Source organism: Ruegeria sp. BF7 (assembly GCF_056538605.1).
Genome location: NZ_JBQFTM010000016.1, coordinates 47,491 through 67,037, shown reverse-complemented (window position 1 = coordinate 67,037; position 19,547 = coordinate 47,491). Strand labels below are relative to the sequence as shown.

Genomic DNA, 19,547 nt, shown 5'->3' with positions numbered 1-19,547 from the left:
TGATCACAGAGCGCGGCACATACCGTGTCGCGCTGAAAGACAAAGGCCAGCAGAACCGAACTTTGGTAGTAATGGTTTTTGAGAACCACAAATGAAAAGCCTTGTTGTAACAAGGATCCTGTCACTCTGACCGCGGGTCTGACAGAGCGCATTTTAACAGAGCGGTGATGTTGCACGTATTTTGGCATGGCTCTGTTACGAATTTTTGAACATGACGCGCGTTATCAGCAGCCGCATCGTACCTAAGCTGCCCATTCCGGGAATTGACGAAATGGACCAACTCAGCCCCGAACTGACCATTGCGGATATTGTTGGCCACTTCGATACTTTCCAGTGTGGAAGCGATGGAGGTGAAGATTCTGTCGCAAAATTCTCTGAGGGCAGAATTGATGGCGCAGGCGGGTCGATTCTCCTGCCAATTGCGCGAACAGCTGAAACGGACGTAGTCCAAGCGTAAATTGACCTTTAGAGCCCAAGCCCACTCAAGTTGTACAACTGCTGAGTCACTATCCCACTCTAAAGAACTGCGAGATTGATCTGACTGGATAAGAGTTCTGTTGTTCGACCCACTCTCTCCAATATTTCACGCGGCTCATGCAGCGAATTCACATTTCCCACCCTTCGTGACAGTTTTTCTTATTACAGCAAGGCTCTGCCTGAGGTAGGCTGCTACCTCCAGTTTCGAACCTGCTACCATCGGTCCGGTCCCTCTCACGTCTATGCAGACGCCAGCCGCTCCATAGCGCTCATGAGAGGCATTGCCCGCACCCCTCCCCGCCCCGGCACCTCCTTGTCGTCTGCATAGACAAGGATACGTTCTGAGACGTCCAATTCTTCTGTCGCGATGTGAAACCCGCGCGTTACCTTCGCCGATGTCGTCCGCTTGATCTCTAAAGCCCAGAGGGCGCCTCTAGGAAATTTCAACATCAGATCCACTTCAGCCCCTGCGGACGAGCGGTAGAAGCTTGCTTCTGTTCCGCGTGGCGCCGCTGCGATCAGGTTTTCGATGCAGAACCCCTCCCAACTGCCGCCGACAACCGGATGCCCAAGCAGGTCTTCCTGATTTTCGATCCCAAGTAGCGCATGGGCCAGCCCGGAATCGCGAATATAGACTTTGGGAGACTTGACCAAACGTTTTCCGGCATTGGAATGCCAGGGCGGTAAGCGACGCACCAGCATCAGGTCGACCAGCAAGTCGAGATAACGCGCAACGCTCTGGCCGGAGACACCCAGGTTTCCAGCGAGTTTTGCTGCATTGAGCAACCCACCTTGCTCATGGGCCAGCATTGTCCAGAACCGGCGCAATGTCTCCGCCGGAATGCGCAACCCAAAAGCCGGAACATCGCGTTCCAGATAGGTGCGGATGAAATCCTTGCGCCATGCCAGGCTGGTCCGGTCGTTCTTCGTCAGGAAGCTATCTGGAAACCCACCCCGTAACCAGAGCGCGGAGATTGCATCCGCTCCGGTTTCCGACAAGTTGAAAGGCGTCAGCTCGTGATAACTGACCCGTCCCGCCAGGGATTCTGCACTTTGGTGCAGAAGTGTGTTCGAGGCCGACCCAAGCAGCAGGAACTGCCCAGTCCGATGCCCTTGTCTCCGCCGCCGGTCGATTTGGCCGCGCAGGGCCTTGAACAGGCCGGGCATAAGTTGAACCTCATCGATCACCACCAGGCGTCCAACTTGTTCGTCGAGATAAAGGTCGGGCTCTTCGAGCACTTGGCGATCGGCAGATCTCTCCATATCAAGATAGACTGCATCGCGGCTTTCAGCTATGTCCTGCGCGAGCGTTGTCTTCCCAACTTGCCGCGGCCCAAGCAGGACTACGCCCGCCTGGTTCTCCAAAGAATCTTCAACTGATTTCCTGTCACCACGCTCGATCATACCTTGCATTTATTCCATACGATGGAAGATTTACAAGGATAATTTTGGAGAATATTGCGCTGCTTAACCCAGCGGCAGAAGCATCGTATCGCCTCGACCCGTTGGGCAATATAGCCAGGGACCATGAAACGTAATGCTGAGCCATGGGTGGATTTCATAGCATACCAAGTCTCGCCAAGTTGTAGTTGGTCTGCCATGGAGTCCATAAGTCGATCACAATGCGCCTGGTCCTTCGCAAAGCGCAATTCTGAGCACAATCGTGGAAAGCTACGTTCCATTTGATCAGGACAAACTTGAATCTGAAAGTGTTCTTCTTTCTTAACTATTGGTCTCAAAGAATCCTCTTTGTGCCCCTCAAATTTCTCGTACCGCCTCCTGTTATCTCGGAGATTTCAGACAAAGGTTCGCCGATTACGTTTGCGTCCGGTTTACGGCGCAAGGCATTACGCACAGTGACCATCAAGTCTGAGATCGCGCTATCGTCTGCAACGAGTTCCTTGAGGTGACCCGGAGCGGCCGAAACCTTGCCCCGGAGTACAGTAAGCTCGAGAACTCGATCCGCGTGTTTCTGAGCTTCCTGGACGAACTCAGCTTACCTTTCAGACAGTGGAAATAATGACTGCCCAGTTGGGGTGACCACCCTGCCCTGCCGATCCCGACAAGGATGCTCTAATTGGAGCCAATGAATCAAATTCCCTCCGGCGGCCTCCTTTCCCTTTTCCTCGCAAGCACTGCTGGCTAAGAAGGTCCGCCAGACATTTTCAGGAGGCCCCCTTGGACCACATTGCCCGCACCATCGCCACCGAGATCAACGCCCGCCCCGAACAGGTGGGCGCAGCGGTGAAACTGCTGGACGAAGGAGCCACCGTCCCCTTTGTCGCCCGCTACCGCAAAGAGGTGACCGGCGGGCTAGACGATACCCAACTACGCACCTTGTCCGACCGTTTGACCTACCTGCGAGAGCTAGAAGCACGGCGCGAAACGATCCTTGGCTCGATCAAGGATCAAGGTAAGCTGACCGACGATCTGGCAAAATCCATCGCACGAGCCGATACCAAGGCGCAACTGGAAGACATCTATCTGCCTCACAAACCCAAGCGCCGCACCAAGGCGATGATTGCACGGGAAAACGGGCTGGAGCCGTTGGCCGATGCCATTCTGGCCGACCGGTCCTCCGACCCCGAAATTCTGGCCCAGGGCTACGTGACCGAGGCGGTGCCGACCACCAAAGACGCCCTGAACGGCGCGCGGGACATCATCACCGAGCGGCTGACCGAAAACGCCACCCTTCTGGGCGACCTGCGCGATTTCATGCAGCGCGAGGCCTTGCTGACCTCGAAAGTGATCGACGGTAAGGAGCAAGAAGGCGCCAAGTTCAGCGACTATTTCGGCCACACAGAGCTTTGGGCCAAAACTCCGTCGCACCGTGCGCTGGCGATGCTGCGGGCCTCGAAAGAAGGGATCGTGACGCTGGATATCGCGCCCGAACCCGAAGCGGGTGCGGCCCGCGCCGAATCCATCGTTGCCGCCCATCTGCATACACGCGGCGATGGCCCCGCCGATGTGTGGCTGCGCAAAGTGGCCGGATGGACTTGGCGGGTGAAATTGTCCCTATCGATGATGGTCGAGCTTATGGCGGACCTGCGCAGCCGGGCTCAGGACGATGCCATTCAGGTTTTCTCTTGCAATCTCAAAGACTTGCTTTTTGCTGCACCGGCCGGAGCGCGGGCGACGCTGGGTCTGGACCCCGGCATCCGGACCGGCGTCAAGGCGGCCGTGGTGGATGCCACGGGCAAGGTGGTAGCGACCGACACGCTTTACCCGTTCCAGCCCAAGAACGATATGCGCGGCGCGCTGGGGACCATCCTGAACCTGATAGCGATCCACAAGATCGAACTGGTCGCCATTGGCAACGGCACCGCCAGCCGCGAAACCGAGAAGATGGTGGCCGACGCACTGAAGCTGTTGCCCAAAACCGTTAAAGCCCCCACCAAGGTAATTGTGTCCGAAGCCGGTGCGTCGGTCTATTCCGCCTCGGAACTGGCTGCACGCGAGTTTCCCGATCTCGACGTATCCTTACGCGGTGCCGTGTCCATTGCCCGAAGGTTACAGGACCCGCTGGCAGAGTTGGTCAAGATCGAACCCAAGTCGATTGGGGTCGGCCAATATCAACACGACGTGGACCAGCATCGGCTGTCACAATCCCTGGCCTCGGTGATCGAGGACGTGGTGAACGCGGTAGGTGTAGATCTAAATACAGCTTCGGCCCCCCTACTCTCTCATGTTTCAGGCCTGGGACCTGGCCTGGCCGAAGCGATTGTGCTTCACCGTGACCTGAATGGTGCGTTTCAATCCCGCAAGGAACTGCTAAAAGTGGCGCGTCTCGGCCCTCGCGCTTATGAGCAATGTGCTGGCTTTTTGCGCATCCGCGACGGCTCGGAACCGTTGGATGCCTCTTCGGTGCACCCGGAAGCCTACGACGTGGCGCGCCGGGTTGTGTCGGCCTGCGGGCGCGACACTCGTCAGATCATGGGCCATGACGGCGCTTTGAAAGGTTTGCGGGCCGAGCAATTCGTCAACGATACTTTTGGTCTGCCAACCGTGCGGGACATCTTTACGGAACTTGAAAAACCCGGCCGCGATCCGCGCCCAAGTTTTGTCACCGCCTCGTTCACCGATGGCGTTGAAGACATCACAGATCTGAAACCGGGGATGGTATTGGAAGGTACCGTTACCAATGTCGCCGCCTTTGGCGCCTTCGTGGATATCGGCGTGCATCAGGACGGGTTGGTGCATGTCAGCCAACTGGCCGACAGGTTCGTCAAGGACCCGCATGAAGTGGTCAAAACCGGGCAGGTCGTCAAAGTCACCGTGATCGAAGTGGATGTCCCCCGCAAAAGGATCGGCCTGACGATGCGGAAGGATGGCGGTGCTTCGGCACGCGAGGATCGGGCTAACCGTGGCCCGAAAAAGAGCCCTACCCGCACAGAAGCCAAAGGATCGCAACGCGCAAAGTATGAAGAAAATGCGCATAACAATGCGTTTGCGGATGCACTTAAGTCTGCGATGAAGAACCGTTGATAATCTGAGGGTCTGTGCGCAGTCCCACATCCTGACATTTAGGCGAATGCGTCCGGCTCAAGCTCTTCCCAGAAATCGAAGATGGCGTTGGCGTTCAATCCCGAACGCCAACCATGAGCGCGAAAATGTTCCCGATCCAAGTCATTATCGAGCCCGGCCAGGAACAGCCGCTTATCCGCGTCCCTCTGTGTGGGGTTTCGCCGCGAAACCAGTTCTTCGACAATGGACAACTTGCGCGACCTCTCGGTCCGTTCCGCGGCGCGCGCCGCATAGGCTTGATCCTCCAGCGCCTTCTCGGCCTCGCGCGCACGCGCGGCTTCAACGGCTTCGGGGCTGGGTTCAACCGGAACTTCTTTTTCCGTTGGCTGGTAATCGTCACGCAAAGCCGCAGACAAATACCCCACCGTGGACTTCACATCGCCCTGTCCACTGACATAATCCAACTTCTGCTGCACGTAGTCCTCGCCATGTTCAGAGATCCATTGACGTGCAAGCCGGTCCGACACACCCTGCTTGCGCAGGGTCTTAAAAACCTGCAGATTCCGGACACCATCGCTGTCGTCGATTTCGAACATCGCCTTTTGCGGGTTTCCTTTTATCAAAAACCGGATATCGGTGACCGTGCGCCCCTTTTTCTGAAACTCAGGCTCGATAAGAATGTCCGAGCTCTTGTTCACCTCCGCAACTGCAGGCTTGATGATCTTCGCATTGAGGTGCTTGAAGCTGCTGTAGTAGTCGCTGCTATCCACCCCCATAAGCTTGCGGAAAACATCCAGCGCCCACCACCCGGTCGACCCGGTTCGAACGAAACGATAGCAGTTCTCATATAGCGCCAGACCATGGCCAGAGCTGAAATTTCTTTGGATCTGGACATTGATCAGCGCATAGATTTTAGGGTCGTACAATTTCTGAGCCAAAGCTGGCGAATAAGCATATTCGCATATCCCGTTTTTCAGCTTGGCGAAACTGAGCAGCGAGGACACTCCCCATTCCTGCCGCCCCTGTTCGTCCAGCATATCCCACTCGGCAACGGTCTCAGCCAGCGCCCGCAAACTGGCGCGCAGCGTATCGAAATCATTGGAATTGTAACCGACCATCATCGCTAGGGTTCGTGCGTCAATCGTATGCGTCGTCGCGGAGGTCAGAGCGTCATAGGCGTTCAACAATAGGACATTGGATAGCTTACGCTGCAGCAACGTAAGCTTGCCGCTGATATGAATTGCGGCGACGTTTTTCTTGACCGTCTCCCGGCGTAAGGCACCGGAAAGCTGATCCATATCCAATTGTGTTTCCGGCATGATTCTGCCCGGCTGCTCGTTTTGACATTTCTGGCATGAAAAGTACCTGCGGATCAATTCAATTTGGGTACCCATATACAGGAGGAGAGGAATCCCGTATTCGGGTACCTTATGCCGATTTCACCCAAGTTATCCACAAAACTGGTATGCGCAATCTCTTCAAATGATCTCTATCACCAAAATCTCAACAACAAGAAGACCGGGTTTAGTGTCTAAACTGCCGCAAATTTCAGGACCCTGCGAATCGGGTCTCTTCCTCCCGAGAACCGGCACCTTTCACCCTGTATATGGGTTCCTTTGAAACCGGAATCGGGTACCTTTGGTCCTGTATTTAGGCACTCAAACTACCTTTACTATTTGTTTTATTTGGTGTTTTTTTTCACAAAGAATCTAAAACTTCTAAAAATAATAAACTCTTTGTTGGTCTTGTGTGCTCTTTTTTCATCTAGTTTCGCGACGAAACCGAGCATTGAGCCCGTATTCTGTGGAAAACCCGCGTTCAAAGGATAGCCTCGCCGCTAAATGTTCGCTATGTTGGGCAATATACGCCGGTAAGGCGAACATTATCTGAGGCATCGACAGTGAATAAATCTACGCAACCTCCTCTGCCGCCCTATTTGAATCTGGATCCCGAGCTTGCAGCGGAAAGGCTACCCGATCCTATCGGGACCTCACGATTCGCAAAAGCCGCTACATTTTGTGCCAAAGGGCGCGAAGATTTGGCCCGTCGTGGATACGCCCCAGATGGCGAGAAACGGCTGCGCCGATTTTCGATTTGGGAGATCACCAAATATCTCATCCCGGTGGCTCCGGCCCATTTGCGCCGGGTTCTAAAAGCCAACCCGGACTTGCCCCAGGGAGAAGGCGAAGCCGGTTCGAAGTGGTTCACTCTTGAAGAAGTGCTTGCGCTGCGAAAACACTTCGCCGCAGAGGGGGTCAGTACCAAAGAGTACTTGCCGTATCGGCCAGAAGGGCTACCGGCAAAAGTAGTTGCAGTTGCTAATTTCAAAGGAGGCGTTGGAAAGACTTCGACTGCCGCGCATCTGGCCATGTCTGCCGCGTTGGACGGGTACAAAGTGCTGGTTGTTGATCTGGATAGCCAGGGGTCGATGACCTCCATTCTGGGTGGGAAGATTGCGGATGAATGGCAAACTGTATTTCCTCTGATTGCCAAGGATTACGCGCGGGCCGTGCAGGAAGAAAACCGAGTACGGAATGCTGCAGGTCAGCCTGAAATACCTCTGGATGAGACCTTGCAGGAAGCATTGAACACCCTGCCCCGGGACGTAATTCAAAAGACGCATTGGCCCAACATCGATCTGATAGGCGCCCAGTTGAACCTCTATTGGGCTGAATTTCAGATCCCAGTGTGGCGTATGGGCCTGCGCAGTTGGCCGCTTTGGGACGGTTTGACCAACTTCCTAAATGACGAAGGCGTCTTGAACGATTATGACATCGTATTCCTCGATACGCCTCCTGCACTTGGGTACCTAACGATAAATGCCCTGGCCGCAGCTGACATTCTTTTGGTCCCCCTGGGAGCGTCATTCCTGGAATTTGACTCGACGGGCCGGTTCTTCGACATGCTCTATACGACCTTTGCAAGCATTGAGGATGGTGAAAACGCGGCCCAGAGGGCGGCAGGCTTGCCCGAACTCAAGTTCGAATGGGACGTGGTCAGGGCAATCATCACTCGGTTCGATGCCAGCCAACAGACCGACATGGCAAACGTGATTCAGGCGTATTTCGGTGATTTTATGAACGCCTACCGGCAGGACTATACAGCATTGGTTGGGCAAGCCGGAGAGCAGGTCAATGGCATTTATGAAGCCGACTACAGGGATTTCAACCGGGACACCTACGTACGGGGTCGAGAGACCTTCGATCGCACATATGCCGAATTCAAGCAGGTTTTGATCGGCTGCTGGTGGCGCGATGCTCAGATGGGAGGAGAAGCAAATGGCTAAACGCAGAAGATTGACCGCTCCGGACACTTCGGAACTGGAGCAGCTTGAGGCCGGTTTCGCGGCGAAACCCTCTATCAGCCCGTTTGAGACAAAATCATCCACTCCTCCGATTGCGCAGGTTGCGGCTGAGGCCGCGACTTTGAACGGCATGACCGCCGTCACGGATCGCTTGGCGCTCGCGCAGGATCAAGGAGATGCAGCCCGTTGGCGAGACGCACAGGATGCGGGTTTGGTTGCCGAACGGTTGCCGTTGGATCAGATTGACGCGGACTTCATTCGCCGAGACCGCATGGTCGAAGACGAAGATGCCATGGGCGAATTGTTGGAGTCGCTGCGAGTTCACGGTTTGCGCACTCCGATTGAAGTGACAAAGGATGGGGAAGGTTATGGACTGATTTCGGGGTTCCGACGTCTGAACGCTTTTCGACGCCTTTCTAAAACGGATCCGCGTTTCAACGACATTCCAGCGTTTATCCGCGAGGCGGGTTCTGGTCAGGGCTCCTACGTGTCCATGGTCGAAGAGAACGAGCTCAGGGCAAATCTCAGCCCTTATGAGCGCGGCCGCATCGCGGTACTGGCTTCGGGGCAGGGGGTATTTGCGTCGACCGAAGCCGCCGTCGATGTCCTGTTTGCAGCAGCGTCCAAGGCAAAGCGATCCAAGGTTCGCAGCTTTGCGATGGTGCATGAAGCGTTGGGTGACCTGTTGCAACATCCGGTTGCTTTGTCTGAGAAGTCTGGCTTGAAACTGGCCTCGGCGTTGCGAGACGGGGCGCAAACCAAACTGCGTCAGGCATTGGCCGGGGCAGGGGATCTGGATCCGAAATCGGAATGGGCCTTACTGGAAGCCGCCCTGAAAACATCACCCGCTCAGGCCAAGGACAAGGCACGTGGGGGGCGTCCACAACAGGTACAGCGGCTGTCGCCTGTTGCCCTGCCTGGGGGAGGCGATGTCCTGGCTGAGGTTTCCATTGATGAGCTGCGCATTCGCATTCGCGGGAAGGATGTCTCAGCTGAAGACGCACAGGTCATCGTGGGTCAGCTTGTCGAATACCTCGAGGTGTTTAGCGGAGAAACCTGAGTTTAGATAAAAGTGACCGGAGTTACAGCTGGGTGCTCACTGATGCGCAAAATGCGCTAATTTAGCGCATAAAACCGAATTTACGTTAAATAGCTGGTTTTGGGATTCGTCGTTTATGTGCTGGTGTGCATCCTAGATGGGGGTTCTGTTACAAAGTTATGGCTGTTGACGCGCTGGGGTTTAGCGCGTGGATGGCTTTCGGTCCCAACTGGTCGAAAGTCAGTTCATGATCTCCTTCAAAGGCGCGTAATATCCCAAGGATGCGATCCTCTTTGCTGTGTTCTTCTACGTCCGATACGGCGTGTCGTACTGTGATCTTGAAGATACCATGTCCGAGCGTGACGCTGCGGCAGATCTCACGACGCTGAACCGTTGGGTGATAAACACGCTAGTGTGATCGCCGACGTAGCGCGAAGGCGTAAGGGACCGTGTGCAAACCCGTGTTGCAGAACGAGTTCCTGCCTCTCTTTCAGAAGGCTCGGCGTTGAGTGCCAATACAGTGGAAACTGAAACAGGATCACATCGTGATCCGGCAGGCGACGCTGCTCCTTCTCGAGATCTATGTCGTGGCGGGGGTATTCGGCGTACAGATCAACGAAGGTTATACCCGTGACGGCCTTTGCCGCTTTTGCCATGATCTAATTTGCCCGGCTATGGCGCTGCCCAGGATGGCCGAAGTACACGATCATTCTGGACATCTTAGCCCCTTTTTCTGTTGTGGTTTCTGCAGGTGACACGATGTTAAGTCTGGATGTCGCGGCTCGTCAGTCGCACCGCAACCAGGCACAATTTTGTAACCTGGTGACGCTGTGCAGACTGGCGAGGTGCTTTTCTGCACCGGTGAAATTGATTCAACGGCTCTGTTAAAACGGTGCAAAACTGTCGGAAGAGGGCGCTGGCACAGTCCACCGCTGACGCGCGTCTATTTCCTTGTGCTCTGCCTCTTGAGGTGGAATCCGACCGTTTTTACCATACAGCCAGAGCACAAAGTTGTAGCGCTCGCCACTGGTGATCGGTTCGGACGCATGAGGGACACTACCGTGGTGTATCAAAGCAGTCCCCGGCTCAAATGTAAGCTTGCTGACTTGACGCGTTTGATTGTCAAAAAAGCTGACGGCTGACCCTGAAAAATCCTCGCCCGGTAGGTTCAGATTGATGTTCAGCGTCACAGCGGACGCATCAGTATGCGGGCGCAGCGAGGTATCTTTGTTTTCTTGCCAGCGAATGGAGAAACCAAAGGTCTGCGTGTCATAGCCGACAATGTCGGGGAACAGTAGGCGAGAAACGGGCCTCATATAGCCGTCCATCAGCTCTTGATAAAACGCTTGGAAACTTGGGGCCGCAAGATACCCTTCCGAGCGCGGATCAAGAAGCGCACCGCCCCGGTTCAGCACGATCCCATAAGGAGGGCGCAGCGGAATATCCGCGCGGGATACCTTGTCCAGGTAGTCCCTTAGAACGGCAAGTCGTTGTGGGTCAAAGAACTGTGTCGCGTAAACACCTGGAAAAACTTTTTTCCACAGGTCCCGAACTGCCGCCTCTTTTGTCGGGTCGTCCCATGCTTGCTCAACAGCTTCGCGCAATTGTGGATCAAAAAGGGACGGGTCAAGCACGTGCTTTCCTCCCTCTGCATTTTCCCAATCAGTCCAGGCGTCTTTGAATAAGTCACGGTTCTTAGTCCAGAATTGTTGAACAGAGGGTGCGCGTTGAAGCATCTCTTCTCGCGTAGGTCGCTCAATTGTACGAGCGCGGTCCAGTGAAGTGACTGACATGATTACATTAGTCTCCGTTTGTGGGAGGCTGCGCCGCCTTCAGCGCCGCAGCGTCAAGTGAAGCTATCCAAAAATCGCGGGCACCGGGTCCGCTGCCTAACGACGACTGGATATAGAAAGCGCCCGTCAGATGTGCTGACTTTGGTCAGACGTCGTCGATCAGGACCTGCTTCAGGTGCAGCGTGTCTATGTATTCGCGGATTGCAGTGATCTTTCCGTCCTTCAACGTCACCAAGAAATGGTAGAAGTTGTTGTAGACAGTTCCGTTCACTTTGGTCCCGTAGGACTCCATTTCCATCGCGACCCGATCACCCTCGACAGTCCAGCCTGTTGGCGTAAGCTGAAGGCCACTGGGCATTCTTTCACGCATCTTTTTGATAAGCTCGGCTATTCCTTCTCGATCCATCCGTGTATCCACAGGTGGGTTGCTTTTGAGGCCCATCGCTTGCCAAACGACTTCTGCGTCCAGCAAGGCCAGTGCCCCCTCCACATCGGTTTCAGAAAACCGCTCAAAAAAGCATTGAACGGTTTCTTTGTTCTGGGTGGCGGACATCAGTTGATGTCCTGAACCTTCATCACCAGTTCGCCCCAGTTGCGCTGGTTTTCGATGTCATGCTCCAGTCCCTGTTCATCTGCGATAGCAAAGCGTTTGACCGCAGGGGTTTTGCTGGTTGCCTGATACAGCCAATAGGCTTCGGCTTTCAGAGCTTCATCAATTGGCTTGTCGATGGATTCATAGACCATCTGTTTGCAGGCATTGATCGACTCCGCTGGGAATTGTGCAATGCGTTTGGCCAGCGCGTCGACAAATGGTCCAATCTCGTCAGGATCAAGCGCCTTGTTGATTGTGCCGAACCGTTCCGCGTCGTCCGCATCATAGTCCTGCGCACTGAGGATGATTTCCAGCGCCCGACCCAGACCGGTTTGACGGGCCATGCGTGATGCACCTCCGCCGCAGGGCAGGATGCCCATGCCGACCTCCATCTGCATAAACTTGAACTTACCGCGCGCCGCAAAGCGCATGTCCAGCGCCAGTGCCAGCTCGTGTCCGCCACCTCGGGCGAAACCCTCCAGTTTTGCGATCGTCGCCTGCGGTACGCGGCTGATCCTTTCGCAGACGGCTTGCAGGTCCAGCAACTGGGCTTCATCGCGCGACACGGCCTCGGTCGACATGTCTTTCAAAAGTTCAGTGTCGTAGTGGCAGACCCAGATTTCCGGATTGGCGGATTCAAAGACCACAACCTTGACGTTGCGGTCCCTCTCCAGCCGCATCGCGAGGCTGTTCAGATCAGCCAGCATTTCCTGACCCTGGACATTTACGGAGCCGAAATCAAACGTGACGGTGGCGATCGCGTTCTCAACCTTCACGTTGAACGTGGTGAAGTTCTCATACTTCATTTGGGTTCCTCATTTCCTGTTTCGAACCGTTCGGACAAGAACGGTTTTGGAGGTTGGCGTTTCCTTAAGGGCGAAGCGGTTCTTGAGGAGCACCTCACCCGAAGCGCAATCTATTCGCTGGAACTGTTTTATAAATACGCCTAAATAGATTTCAGTTTTTAGTTTTCTTATATATTCAACTTGAAAATATGGTCATCACCAAGCTTCAAACCATTGAAGGCAATGAAAACAGTTGCTCTGGTTTGTTCATTCCTTTGAGGCATTGCGTACCCAGAGACTCAACCTCATCATCGAGAAGGCATGCGACCTCTGAAGAGAACAGCAGGTTCCGTTTCAGTATTTTACAGCACCCCTCAATTCGGCTTGCCACATTTACGGCCTCGCCAATGACGGTAAAATCCAATCGCTGCGCCGCACCGATGTTTCCAAAGAAGATTTCACCCAAGTGCAAACCAATGCCCGCATGTAGCGGAGTCCAAGCCGTTTCACTACGCATGCGCTCGTTCAGTAAATCCAGTTCGGATAGCGCTTGTCGCGCGGCTTCAACAGCCGCTTGGGCGGCGCTTTGAGACGTTTCAAAAGAAGCAATTGGAAACACGGCGAGCATACCGTCACCAATAAATTTCAAGATGTCGCCGCCATGCTGATTTACAGCGTCTGCCATGGCTGTGAAGTAGTGATCGAGCACCGTTGCGACGGATTGGTTGTCCATGTTTTCCGAGAGCGTAGAAAAACCACGCATATCAGAGCTCCATACAACTGCCCTGATCGGAACGCCCGTTCCCCGACGGATCGTCCCGCTTGCAACGCGCTCGCCTGCTTCCCACCCAAGATAGGTATGGGAGATGTTCTTCGTAATCCGTTCTGCAACGTGTCGATCTACATGCAAACCGAACAACTTGATTAGGAGGGTCAAATTTTCCAGTTGTTCCGTTTCGAATCCGCCTCGCTGTCGCGTGGCCAGTGTGATGGCATTAAATCTGCCGCAGCTCGCAGACATCGGAAGCGCCACATATTCCGAGAAACCCTCTTTGCCGAGACTTTTCATGAGCGGACTTGCGGTTTCACCGTCACCGTTTTCAAGAGCCACCCGAACCATTCGGCCGTACTCCATCACGTTGAAAAGACGGTTTTTTCTGTAGCCGTCAGAATAAAGGGCTTCCTCACCAATTTGGATCTCATCGCAAAACCCGTCGGTCGTGCTCCAGTTCCACGCATATCCAAAGGCTTGCGGATGCAGCGTTCCAACATTGAGACTCAGACGACCAACCCCCAACCCTGCCTGCGCCAACTGTTCCGCAAACTCTTTTGTGAGGTCGATGGTGTCCTTAGTCAGAACTGCTGCGTTCAACAGCCAATCCCCGACGTCTTCCGGGGTGCATTGTTGATTCAGGTTCAGGTCGAACCGGCTGCGCCTGAGCAGACTTACACCAGAAGCATATGTCCGCGGTGCAGGATCCAGAACCTTGAACCGAGCGTCAGCATTTTTTAGGCTCGCCGCATGCATCGCAAATTCGTTCCTTGGGTTCTCAAGCAGGGTTCAGAGAAAGAAAATCGAGCAGCGACGCATATCGAATGCGCGCTGCCCGACAGGGTGGTTTTGGTGCAGTGTTTTAGAGTTCGACAACGACCTTGCCGATGGCTTGTCCACTGGTCAGGCGATCATAGGCATCACCAACCTGTTCAAACCCGAAACGCTGGTCATCAAGCAGCGGCCTCAATGCGCCTGCGTCTACAATTTCGGCCAACTTGGCCAAGATCGCGCCATGCTCTTCGCGCTTGTGATCGTGGATCATCGGGATCAGCATGAAGATGATGTGCAGTGACAGACCTTTGAAATGTGCTGGAGTAAGGTCCAGTTCAACCAGAGCAACGGTTGAGGCGATGTTGCCGTTCAGCGCTGCGGCCTCGAAGGAGTTGGTCATGTTTGGGCCGCCAACCGAGTCAAAGATGGTCTCGAAACCTAAACCGGCAGTGTGTTCCTCGACATAGTCTGCGATCTTCTCGTTCATGAAATCGATAGCCGTCGCGCCATAGCTTTCAATCACTTTGAGTTGCGACTCTCCGGTCCCCGTTGCAAAAACGTCTGCACCGAAATGCCTGGCAAGTTGCACGGCCAAATGACCGACCCCACCGGCGCCACCTTGCACCAGAACCTTCTGACCGGCCTGAGTGCCCGCGCGTGTCAGACCCTCATAGGCAGTAATGCCGACCAGCGGGATCGCAGCAGCTTCTCGCATCGAAACTGACTTGGGTTTGTGTGCAATAAGGCGCGCATCAGCGACCATGTATTCCGCCAGGGCACCCTGCAGTTCTAGTAGGCCGCCAGCACATCCGTAAACCTCGTCGCCAACCTCGAAGCCAATCACGTCGTCCCCAACAACCTCTACAGTTCCGGCAAAGTCCATACCCAGAACAGCGGGTAGTTCGGGCGAGAGTGGGAGATCCGTGCCCATCGCGCGGATCATAGTATCTACAGTGTTCACGCTGGTGGCTGCGACGCGCACGACAACATGGCCGGGTTTGGCAGTAGGCGTCTCAATCTCGGCGAGTTCGAACTTTGCGTTGTCGCCGTATTCAACAAGGGTCATTGCTTTCATTGGGCATCTCCGGATGGGTGTTTGACGGCTCATACGTAGATTGAACACCCATTGGGATAAATTGGCCCAAATCGGAGTTCAGTTTTCCGATTCTGAGAATAATCTGGAAGAATCTCCAATATCGGTTTTGGTAAGCAACCACATGCTGTGGTCGCGATAGCTTGAGGGCCATTGTCTCAAACTGTCTCAAATTGTCTCGCGGTGAGACAGTTAGGCAATTGGCAGGGCTTAGAGCTAACGAGGTCCTTGCCGCATTCAGCGCTTCTCGCCAGCCTTCCCAACGAAACATGAGCGACATCACGATCGCATGCTTGGGAGGAGCGCATGACACCAACTCGCGAAGAACAGCATTGGATGTATCGCAATATGGTCACGAGCCGCCGGTTCGAAGAAACCATTGCAGGCATCTATTTCGAAGGCAAAACGCCCGTATTTAATATGGCTAATGGGCCGATTCCTGGAGAAATGCACCTAAGTGACGGTCAGGAACCGGTCGCCGTCGGAGTATGTGCGCATCTCAATCCTGATGACGTCGTGACAGCGACGCATCGCCCCCACCATCAAGCGATCGCCAAGGGTGTCGACTTCGACAAAATGGCAGCGGAAATTTTTGGCAAAAAGACAGGCCTGTCCGGCGGACGCGGCGGCCACATGCACATCTTTGATGCCGACGTGAACTTTGCCTGCTCGGGGATCATCGCCCAAGGCATGGGGCCAGCTGTAGGCGCGGCTCTTTCCCGAAAGATGCAAAACAAACCGGGAGTTGCGGTCGCGTTTGTTGGAGAGGGTGCAGTTAACCAGGGTGGCTGGCATGAAGCCATGAACTTGGCCGCCGTTTGGAACCTGCCCTTTGTCTGCGTGATCGAGGACAATGCCTGGGGCATCTCGGTTTCCAAAGAAGCCTCAACAGCGGTTACAAACAATGCGGACCGCGCTGCGGCTTACGGCATCCCCGGAAAACGCATCGAGGGGAATGATCCTTACGCGATCTATGAGGCAGCAGGAGAGGCCATAACGCGTGCACGGGCTGGCGAAGGCCCGACCCTTCTGGAAATCGAGACATATCGTCTGGCGGGACACTTCATGGGTGATGCCGAAGGGTATCGGCCAGAGGGCGAAAAGGACGCGCTTTTCGAAAAGGATCCTATTCCGAAGATGCGGGCCAAAATGCTTGCCGATGGAACAGCCACCGAAGCTGAGCTCGACGCAATCGAAGCCGAAAGCGCGGCACGCGTAGAGGCTGCAATCAAATTCGCCCGGGAAAGCGAAGAACCAGCACCTGAAGATGCGCTGATAGCGGTCTTTGCCTGAGCTGGAGGGAGGAAAAATGAACAAATCGAACGAAAGAAAGCTGACCATCGCCCGAGCTATGGCCGAGGCGATGCAGCAGGAAATGCAGATTGATCCCTCGGTCTTCGTGATGGGTGAAGACATCGGTGCGCTGGGTGGAGTTTACGGAAACACCCGAGGCCTCCTGGACGAGTTTGGCGCCGAACGGGTTCGTGATACTCCGATCTCAGAAACGGCCTTTATTGGCGCAGCAGTTGGTGCCGCACAAGACGGGATGCGACCGGTCGTAGAATTGATGTTCGTGGACTTCTTCGGCGTCTGCTTCGACGCGATCTACAATCTAATGGCCAAGAACATCTACTTCTCGGGCGGTAATTTCAAAGTGCCGATGGTGCTGATGACTTCGACCGGCGGCGGTTACTCGGACGCAGGTCAGCACTCGCAATGTGTCTACGGCACCTTTGCCCACTTACCTGGCATGAAAGTCGTGGCCCCTTCCAACGCCTATGACGCCAAAGGGCTGATGACGGCAGCAATGCGCGATGACAGCCCCGTGGTCTACATGTACCACAAGAGCCTTCAAGGCATGGGCTGGTTGGGCACTGAAGCCGGTGCAACCGTTCATGTTCCCGAAGAAAGCTACACCGTAGAAATCGGAAAGGCCAAAGTGGTCCGCGAGGGATCAGATGTCACTATTGTCAGCCTTGGCATGGGCGTTCACAACGCGTTGAAGGCCGCTGCCAAGCTGGAAGGGCAGGGCGTCAGCGCCGAAGTTGTGGATCTCGTCAGCCTTGTGCCGCTGGACCGCGAAACGATCCGCGCCTCGGTGGCCAAAACCGGCCGGCTGATCGTCGTTGACGAAGACTACATGAGTTATGGCGTCTCCGGTGAAATCATCGCGACAGTTACAGAGCATGACATCTCGGTGCTGAAAGCCGCACCCAGGCGGATCGCTTTCCCGGATGTGCCGATCCCGTTCTCTCGGGTCATGGAGCAACACTGTTTGCCGAACCCGGACAAGATCGTCGCAGCCTGGAACGACATGAAAGCCGCCTGATCCACACACCAGTGAAAAACATCAAGCACGGGGCAGCACATTGCGGCCCCGAACAAGGAAGGAGTGCCTAAATGGCAACTGATATCACTATCCCTTCGGATCTATGGGAAGAGGACGAGGAAACTGTCATCACAAGTTGGCTGGTCGATAATGGATCGACCGTCGAAGAAGGTGCCCTGATTGCCGAAATTATGACGGCCAAGGTTCAGTATGAAATCCTTGCCCCGGCATCCGGGACCGTAAGCATCAAAGAAGAGGCCGATGCTGTCGTCGCCAAAGGCGCCGTGATCGGATCGATAGAATGAGCGGCGAAGTGAAAACTGTCCCTCTCAAGGGTGTGCGCGGGATGATCGCTGATGCGATGGTGAAAAGCCTGCAGACAGCCGCCCAGCTGACGCATCAGGGCAGCGCCGACGCGACCGCTCTTTTGGCGGAAAAGACCCGATTGGCCGAGGCAGGAACGAAGGCTTCGGTCGAGGATCTTCTGATGTCAGCGGTTATCCGCGCTTTGAAAAAGAACCCGGACGCCAATGGCAGAGTAGAGGGAAAAGACGTCAAGCTTTCCAGCGCAGTTGATCTGTCGGTTGCGATTGCCTTGCCGGGCAATTTGTTGGTCGCACCAGCGATCTTTGGTGCGGGTGAGATGGATGTTTCTGAACTGAGGGCGGCACGACAAGACCTTGCCGTTCGGGCGAAGACCAACAAGCTCAGCGTTACAGAAATGACTGGCGGCACATTCACTGTCAGCAATCTTGGATTGACCAGGGTCGAGCACTTCACACCCATCATCAATGCCCCGCAAATCTGCATTCTGGGTATCGGGCGCCTTACTGACAGGGCGGTTCGAAGTGAAGATGGCGGTATCGAATTGCGTCCGCATGTAGGTCTGTCGTTAACTTTCGATCATCGCGCCCTCGACGGGGCCCCGGCGGGCGACCTTCTGACTTCGATCTGCGAAGAAATCGAAGGAATGGGCAAATGACCAGCCTTCTACGGCAGTTTTCAAGCCCGGCCGAGGGGTTGGCTTTTGAAGCCGAGCTTTTTGCCGCTCGGGAGTCTGCCGTGGGTCTATGGACCTGCCAGAACGATGCGCTGGTCTGTCCGGCCTCATTTCGCAACATCCCCGGTTTCAACAATGCCTTATCGCATTCGCTGACACGTGGTTGGCCCGTCTTCACTCGTCCAACCGGAGGGGGCGCTGTTCCGCAAGGGTCGGGGATCGTCAATTTGGCAATCGCTTTCACCGCACCGCGCGGTTTTGCGATCAATGATGGCTATAGGTTGATTACCGGCATCATTCGAGACGGGCTAGGTTCCACGGGGGTAAGGCTGGCCACAGGTCCCACGCCTGCAAGCTTCTGCGACGGCGATTGGAATCTTTCCCTTGGCGGCAAGAAGGTCGTGGGTACAGCGCAGCGCTGGAAGCCGCTTGGTGAAACCAGCATCCGAGTTTTGGCGCATGCTTTGATCCTGGCCACGGGCTCAGTTGAACCCGGCGCTCGAGCAGTGGGCGCCTTTAATGCCGACCTGGGGTTTGGCGCAGTCTCTTCTGCGGCTCACACAAGTCTCGAGCTTGCTACCGACAAGCCCGTTCGCCCCCCCAATACCATCGTTCAGGACCTGCACGCAGCTTCGGTGTCAGCGCTTCGGTCCATTCACAGCAAAGCGCATGCCTTTGTTGCGGCATGAGCAAAAACATGAGCCGCCAGCGGAAGGCGGTTTGCAAAAAAGGGAGGAAACAATGTCCAACGAAACGATCCACGTTCACCTGAAAGTTGGTGTGCCCTCAAAGAACTCCAGCAGTTTCGAAGACCTCATGGCCGAGCTCGTTGCGAGAACCCAAAACGAGCCGGGTACGCTGGTTTACGAATGGTATCGAACTGACGACGGTAACACCTGGCATATCATCGAAAGATATGCGGATGCCGCGAATGGCGATCTGCATGTGAAAGGGTTTGCCGAGAATTATGCAGGCCGGTTCTTCGAGTTGATCGACGGGTGCGAAGCCATCGTGTCGAATAATGCGACGCCATACATTCGCGGTATCCTGGAGGGCATCACGCCTCTCTACGTTTCTCAGAAAGGCGGGTTTCACCGCTTCTGATCCGCGCAGGATCAACTCGAT

General features: G+C 55.0%; 17 protein-coding genes and 2 pseudogenes. 11 read left to right on the top strand and 8 right to left on the bottom strand.

The genetic code is table 11. The annotated features are described in order from the left end of the window. The first annotated feature begins 211 nt into the window (after nt 1–211). The gene (locus tag ACR0IK_RS21095; RefSeq protein ID WP_480643117.1) at nt 212–457 is read left to right on the top strand and encodes a hypothetical protein; all 246 of its coding nucleotides are present in this window, start codon (nt 212–214) and stop codon (nt 455–457) included. Nucleotides 458–717: 260 nt separating this feature from the next. On the opposite strand, the gene ACR0IK_RS21090 is transcribed toward ACR0IK_RS21095, so the two are convergent. Continuing rightward, nucleotides 718–1,881: an ATP-binding protein gene (locus tag ACR0IK_RS21090; RefSeq protein WP_480643116.1), complete on the bottom strand. Its 1,164-nt coding sequence runs from the start codon at nt 1,879–1,881 to the stop codon at nt 718–720. A 774-nt stretch (nt 1,882–2,655) separates the two neighbouring features. Between ACR0IK_RS21090 and ACR0IK_RS21085 the strand changes: the two genes are divergently transcribed. Continuing rightward, on the top strand, nt 2,656–4,962 hold the full coding sequence (locus tag ACR0IK_RS21085) for a Tex family protein (protein WP_480643115.1): 2,307 nt from the start codon (nt 2,656–2,658) through the stop codon (nt 4,960–4,962). 38 nt (nt 4,963–5,000) lie between these two features. Here the strand turns inward: ACR0IK_RS21085 and ACR0IK_RS21080 are convergent, their stop codons facing one another. Continuing rightward, nucleotides 5,001–6,260, bottom strand: coding sequence for a replication initiation protein (locus ACR0IK_RS21080; protein ID WP_480643114.1), 1,260 nt, complete (start codon nt 6,258–6,260; stop codon nt 5,001–5,003). A gap of 581 nt (nt 6,261–6,841) precedes the next feature. Between ACR0IK_RS21080 and ACR0IK_RS21075 the strand changes: the two genes are divergently transcribed. The 3 genes and pseudogenes from ACR0IK_RS21075 to ACR0IK_RS21065 form a co-directional block, all read left to right on the top strand. Then, nucleotides 6,842–8,227 (top strand): AAA family ATPase, encoded by a 1,386-nt coding sequence (locus tag ACR0IK_RS21075; protein WP_480643113.1) that lies wholly within the window; start codon nt 6,842–6,844, stop codon nt 8,225–8,227. After that, a complete protein-coding gene (locus ACR0IK_RS21070; RefSeq protein WP_480643111.1) occupies nt 8,220–9,305 on the top strand; it encodes a ParB/RepB/Spo0J family partition protein in 1,086 nt (361 codons plus the stop codon). Before ACR0IK_RS21075 ends, ACR0IK_RS21070 begins: the two co-directional genes overlap by 8 nt. 265 nt (nt 9,306–9,570) lie before the next feature. Continuing rightward, a pseudogene (locus tag ACR0IK_RS21065) lies at nt 9,571–9,734 on the top strand (IS6 family transposase); the annotation flags it as partial. Between the two features lie 56 nt (nt 9,735–9,790). On the opposite strand, the pseudogene ACR0IK_RS21060 reads toward ACR0IK_RS21065, so the two are convergent. From ACR0IK_RS21060 to ACR0IK_RS21035, 6 genes and pseudogenes are all read right to left on the bottom strand, one after another. Continuing rightward, nucleotides 9,791–9,940 (bottom strand): annotated as a pseudogene (locus tag ACR0IK_RS21060) (NAD(P)H-dependent oxidoreductase); the annotation flags it as partial. A gap of 228 nt (nt 9,941–10,168) precedes the next feature. After that, the gene (locus ACR0IK_RS21055) at nt 10,169–11,077 is read right to left on the bottom strand and encodes a 2OG-Fe(II) oxygenase family protein (protein ID WP_480643109.1); all 909 of its coding nucleotides are present in this window, start codon (nt 11,075–11,077) and stop codon (nt 10,169–10,171) included. A 145-nt stretch (nt 11,078–11,222) separates the two neighbouring features. Continuing rightward, complete coding sequence (locus ACR0IK_RS21050; protein WP_480643107.1) at nt 11,223–11,630, bottom strand: nuclear transport factor 2 family protein; 408 nt, start codon at nt 11,628–11,630, stop codon at nt 11,223–11,225. Further along, nucleotides 11,630–12,475 (bottom strand): enoyl-CoA hydratase/isomerase family protein, encoded by an 846-nt coding sequence (locus ACR0IK_RS21045; protein WP_480595468.1) that lies wholly within the window; start codon nt 12,473–12,475, stop codon nt 11,630–11,632. Before ACR0IK_RS21045 ends, ACR0IK_RS21050 begins: the two co-directional genes overlap by 1 nt. A gap of 205 nt (nt 12,476–12,680) precedes the next feature. After that, nucleotides 12,681–13,982 carry an adenylate/guanylate cyclase domain-containing protein gene (locus ACR0IK_RS21040; RefSeq protein WP_480643106.1) on the bottom strand — a complete coding sequence of 434 codons (1,302 nt, stop codon included), beginning with the start codon at nt 13,980–13,982 and terminating at the stop codon, nt 12,681–12,683. A 106-nt stretch (nt 13,983–14,088) separates the two neighbouring features. Next, the gene (locus ACR0IK_RS21035) at nt 14,089–15,075 is read right to left on the bottom strand and encodes a zinc-dependent alcohol dehydrogenase family protein (RefSeq protein WP_480643105.1); all 987 of its coding nucleotides are present in this window, start codon (nt 15,073–15,075) and stop codon (nt 14,089–14,091) included. A 324-nt stretch (nt 15,076–15,399) separates the two neighbouring features. Here ACR0IK_RS21035 and ACR0IK_RS21030 point away from each other — a divergent pair, with 324 nt between their 5' ends. The 6 genes from ACR0IK_RS21030 to ACR0IK_RS21005 all read left to right on the top strand — a co-directional run bounded on the left by ACR0IK_RS21030 (nt 15,400) and on the right by ACR0IK_RS21005 (nt 19,526). Continuing rightward, nucleotides 15,400–16,386, top strand: a complete 987-nt coding sequence (locus tag ACR0IK_RS21030; protein WP_480643104.1) for a thiamine pyrophosphate-dependent dehydrogenase E1 component subunit alpha — start codon at nt 15,400–15,402, stop codon at nt 16,384–16,386. A gap of 16 nt (nt 16,387–16,402) precedes the next feature. Beyond that, entirely contained in the window at nt 16,403–17,422 is a 1,020-nt protein-coding gene (locus ACR0IK_RS21025) for an alpha-ketoacid dehydrogenase subunit beta (protein ID WP_480643103.1), read from the top strand. 71 nt (nt 17,423–17,493) lie between these two features. Further along, the gene (locus ACR0IK_RS21020; RefSeq protein WP_480595463.1) at nt 17,494–17,727 is read left to right on the top strand and encodes a biotin/lipoyl-containing protein; all 234 of its coding nucleotides are present in this window, start codon (nt 17,494–17,496) and stop codon (nt 17,725–17,727) included. Beyond that, nucleotides 17,724–18,404 (top strand): 2-oxo acid dehydrogenase subunit E2, encoded by a 681-nt coding sequence (locus ACR0IK_RS21015; protein WP_480643102.1) that lies wholly within the window; start codon nt 17,724–17,726, stop codon nt 18,402–18,404. The genes ACR0IK_RS21020 and ACR0IK_RS21015 overlap by 4 nt, the downstream gene beginning before the upstream one ends. Then, nucleotides 18,401–19,111 carry a lipoyl protein ligase domain-containing protein gene (locus ACR0IK_RS21010; RefSeq protein ID WP_480643101.1) on the top strand — a complete coding sequence of 237 codons (711 nt, stop codon included), beginning with the start codon at nt 18,401–18,403 and terminating at the stop codon, nt 19,109–19,111. Before ACR0IK_RS21015 ends, ACR0IK_RS21010 begins: the two co-directional genes overlap by 4 nt. A gap of 52 nt (nt 19,112–19,163) precedes the next feature. Next, the gene (locus tag ACR0IK_RS21005) at nt 19,164–19,526 is read left to right on the top strand and encodes a putative quinol monooxygenase (protein WP_480643100.1); all 363 of its coding nucleotides are present in this window, start codon (nt 19,164–19,166) and stop codon (nt 19,524–19,526) included. Nucleotides 19,527–19,547 lie beyond the last annotated feature (21 nt).

Bases quoted from the DNA above. Each gene is read 5' to 3' on its own strand.
- ACR0IK_RS21050 (WP_480643107.1), bottom strand. From the start codon at position 11,630: ATGTCCGCCACCCAGAACAAAGAAACCGTTCAATGCTTTTTTGAGCGG.
- ACR0IK_RS21025 (WP_480643103.1), top strand. From the start codon at position 16,403: ATGAACAAATCGAACGAAAGAAAGCTGACCATCGCCCGAGCTATGGCC.
- ACR0IK_RS21005 (WP_480643100.1), top strand. From the start codon at position 19,164: ATGTCCAACGAAACGATCCACGTTCACCTGAAAGTTGGTGTGCCCTCA.
- ACR0IK_RS21045 (WP_480595468.1), bottom strand. From the start codon at position 12,475: ATGAAGTATGAGAACTTCACCACGTTCAACGTGAAGGTTGAGAACGCG.
- ACR0IK_RS21010 (WP_480643101.1), top strand. From the start codon at position 18,401: ATGACCAGCCTTCTACGGCAGTTTTCAAGCCCGGCCGAGGGGTTGGCT.
- ACR0IK_RS21020 (WP_480595463.1), top strand. From the start codon at position 17,494: ATGGCAACTGATATCACTATCCCTTCGGATCTATGGGAAGAGGACGAG.
- ACR0IK_RS21055 (WP_480643109.1), bottom strand. From the start codon at position 11,077: ATGTCAGTCACTTCACTGGACCGCGCTCGTACAATTGAGCGACCTACG.
- ACR0IK_RS21080 (WP_480643114.1), bottom strand. From the start codon at position 6,260: ATGCCGGAAACACAATTGGATATGGATCAGCTTTCCGGTGCCTTACGC.
- ACR0IK_RS21035 (WP_480643105.1), bottom strand. From the start codon at position 15,075: ATGAAAGCAATGACCCTTGTTGAATACGGCGACAACGCAAAGTTCGAA.
- ACR0IK_RS21015 (WP_480643102.1), top strand. From the start codon at position 17,724: ATGAGCGGCGAAGTGAAAACTGTCCCTCTCAAGGGTGTGCGCGGGATG.
- ACR0IK_RS21030 (WP_480643104.1), top strand. From the start codon at position 15,400: ATGACACCAACTCGCGAAGAACAGCATTGGATGTATCGCAATATGGTC.
- ACR0IK_RS21095 (WP_480643117.1), top strand. From the start codon at position 212: ATGACGCGCGTTATCAGCAGCCGCATCGTACCTAAGCTGCCCATTCCG.
- ACR0IK_RS21070 (WP_480643111.1), top strand. From the start codon at position 8,220: ATGGCTAAACGCAGAAGATTGACCGCTCCGGACACTTCGGAACTGGAG.
- ACR0IK_RS21040 (WP_480643106.1), bottom strand. From the start codon at position 13,982: ATGCATGCGGCGAGCCTAAAAAATGCTGACGCTCGGTTCAAGGTTCTG.
- ACR0IK_RS21090 (WP_480643116.1), bottom strand. From the start codon at position 1,881: ATGATCGAGCGTGGTGACAGGAAATCAGTTGAAGATTCTTTGGAGAAC.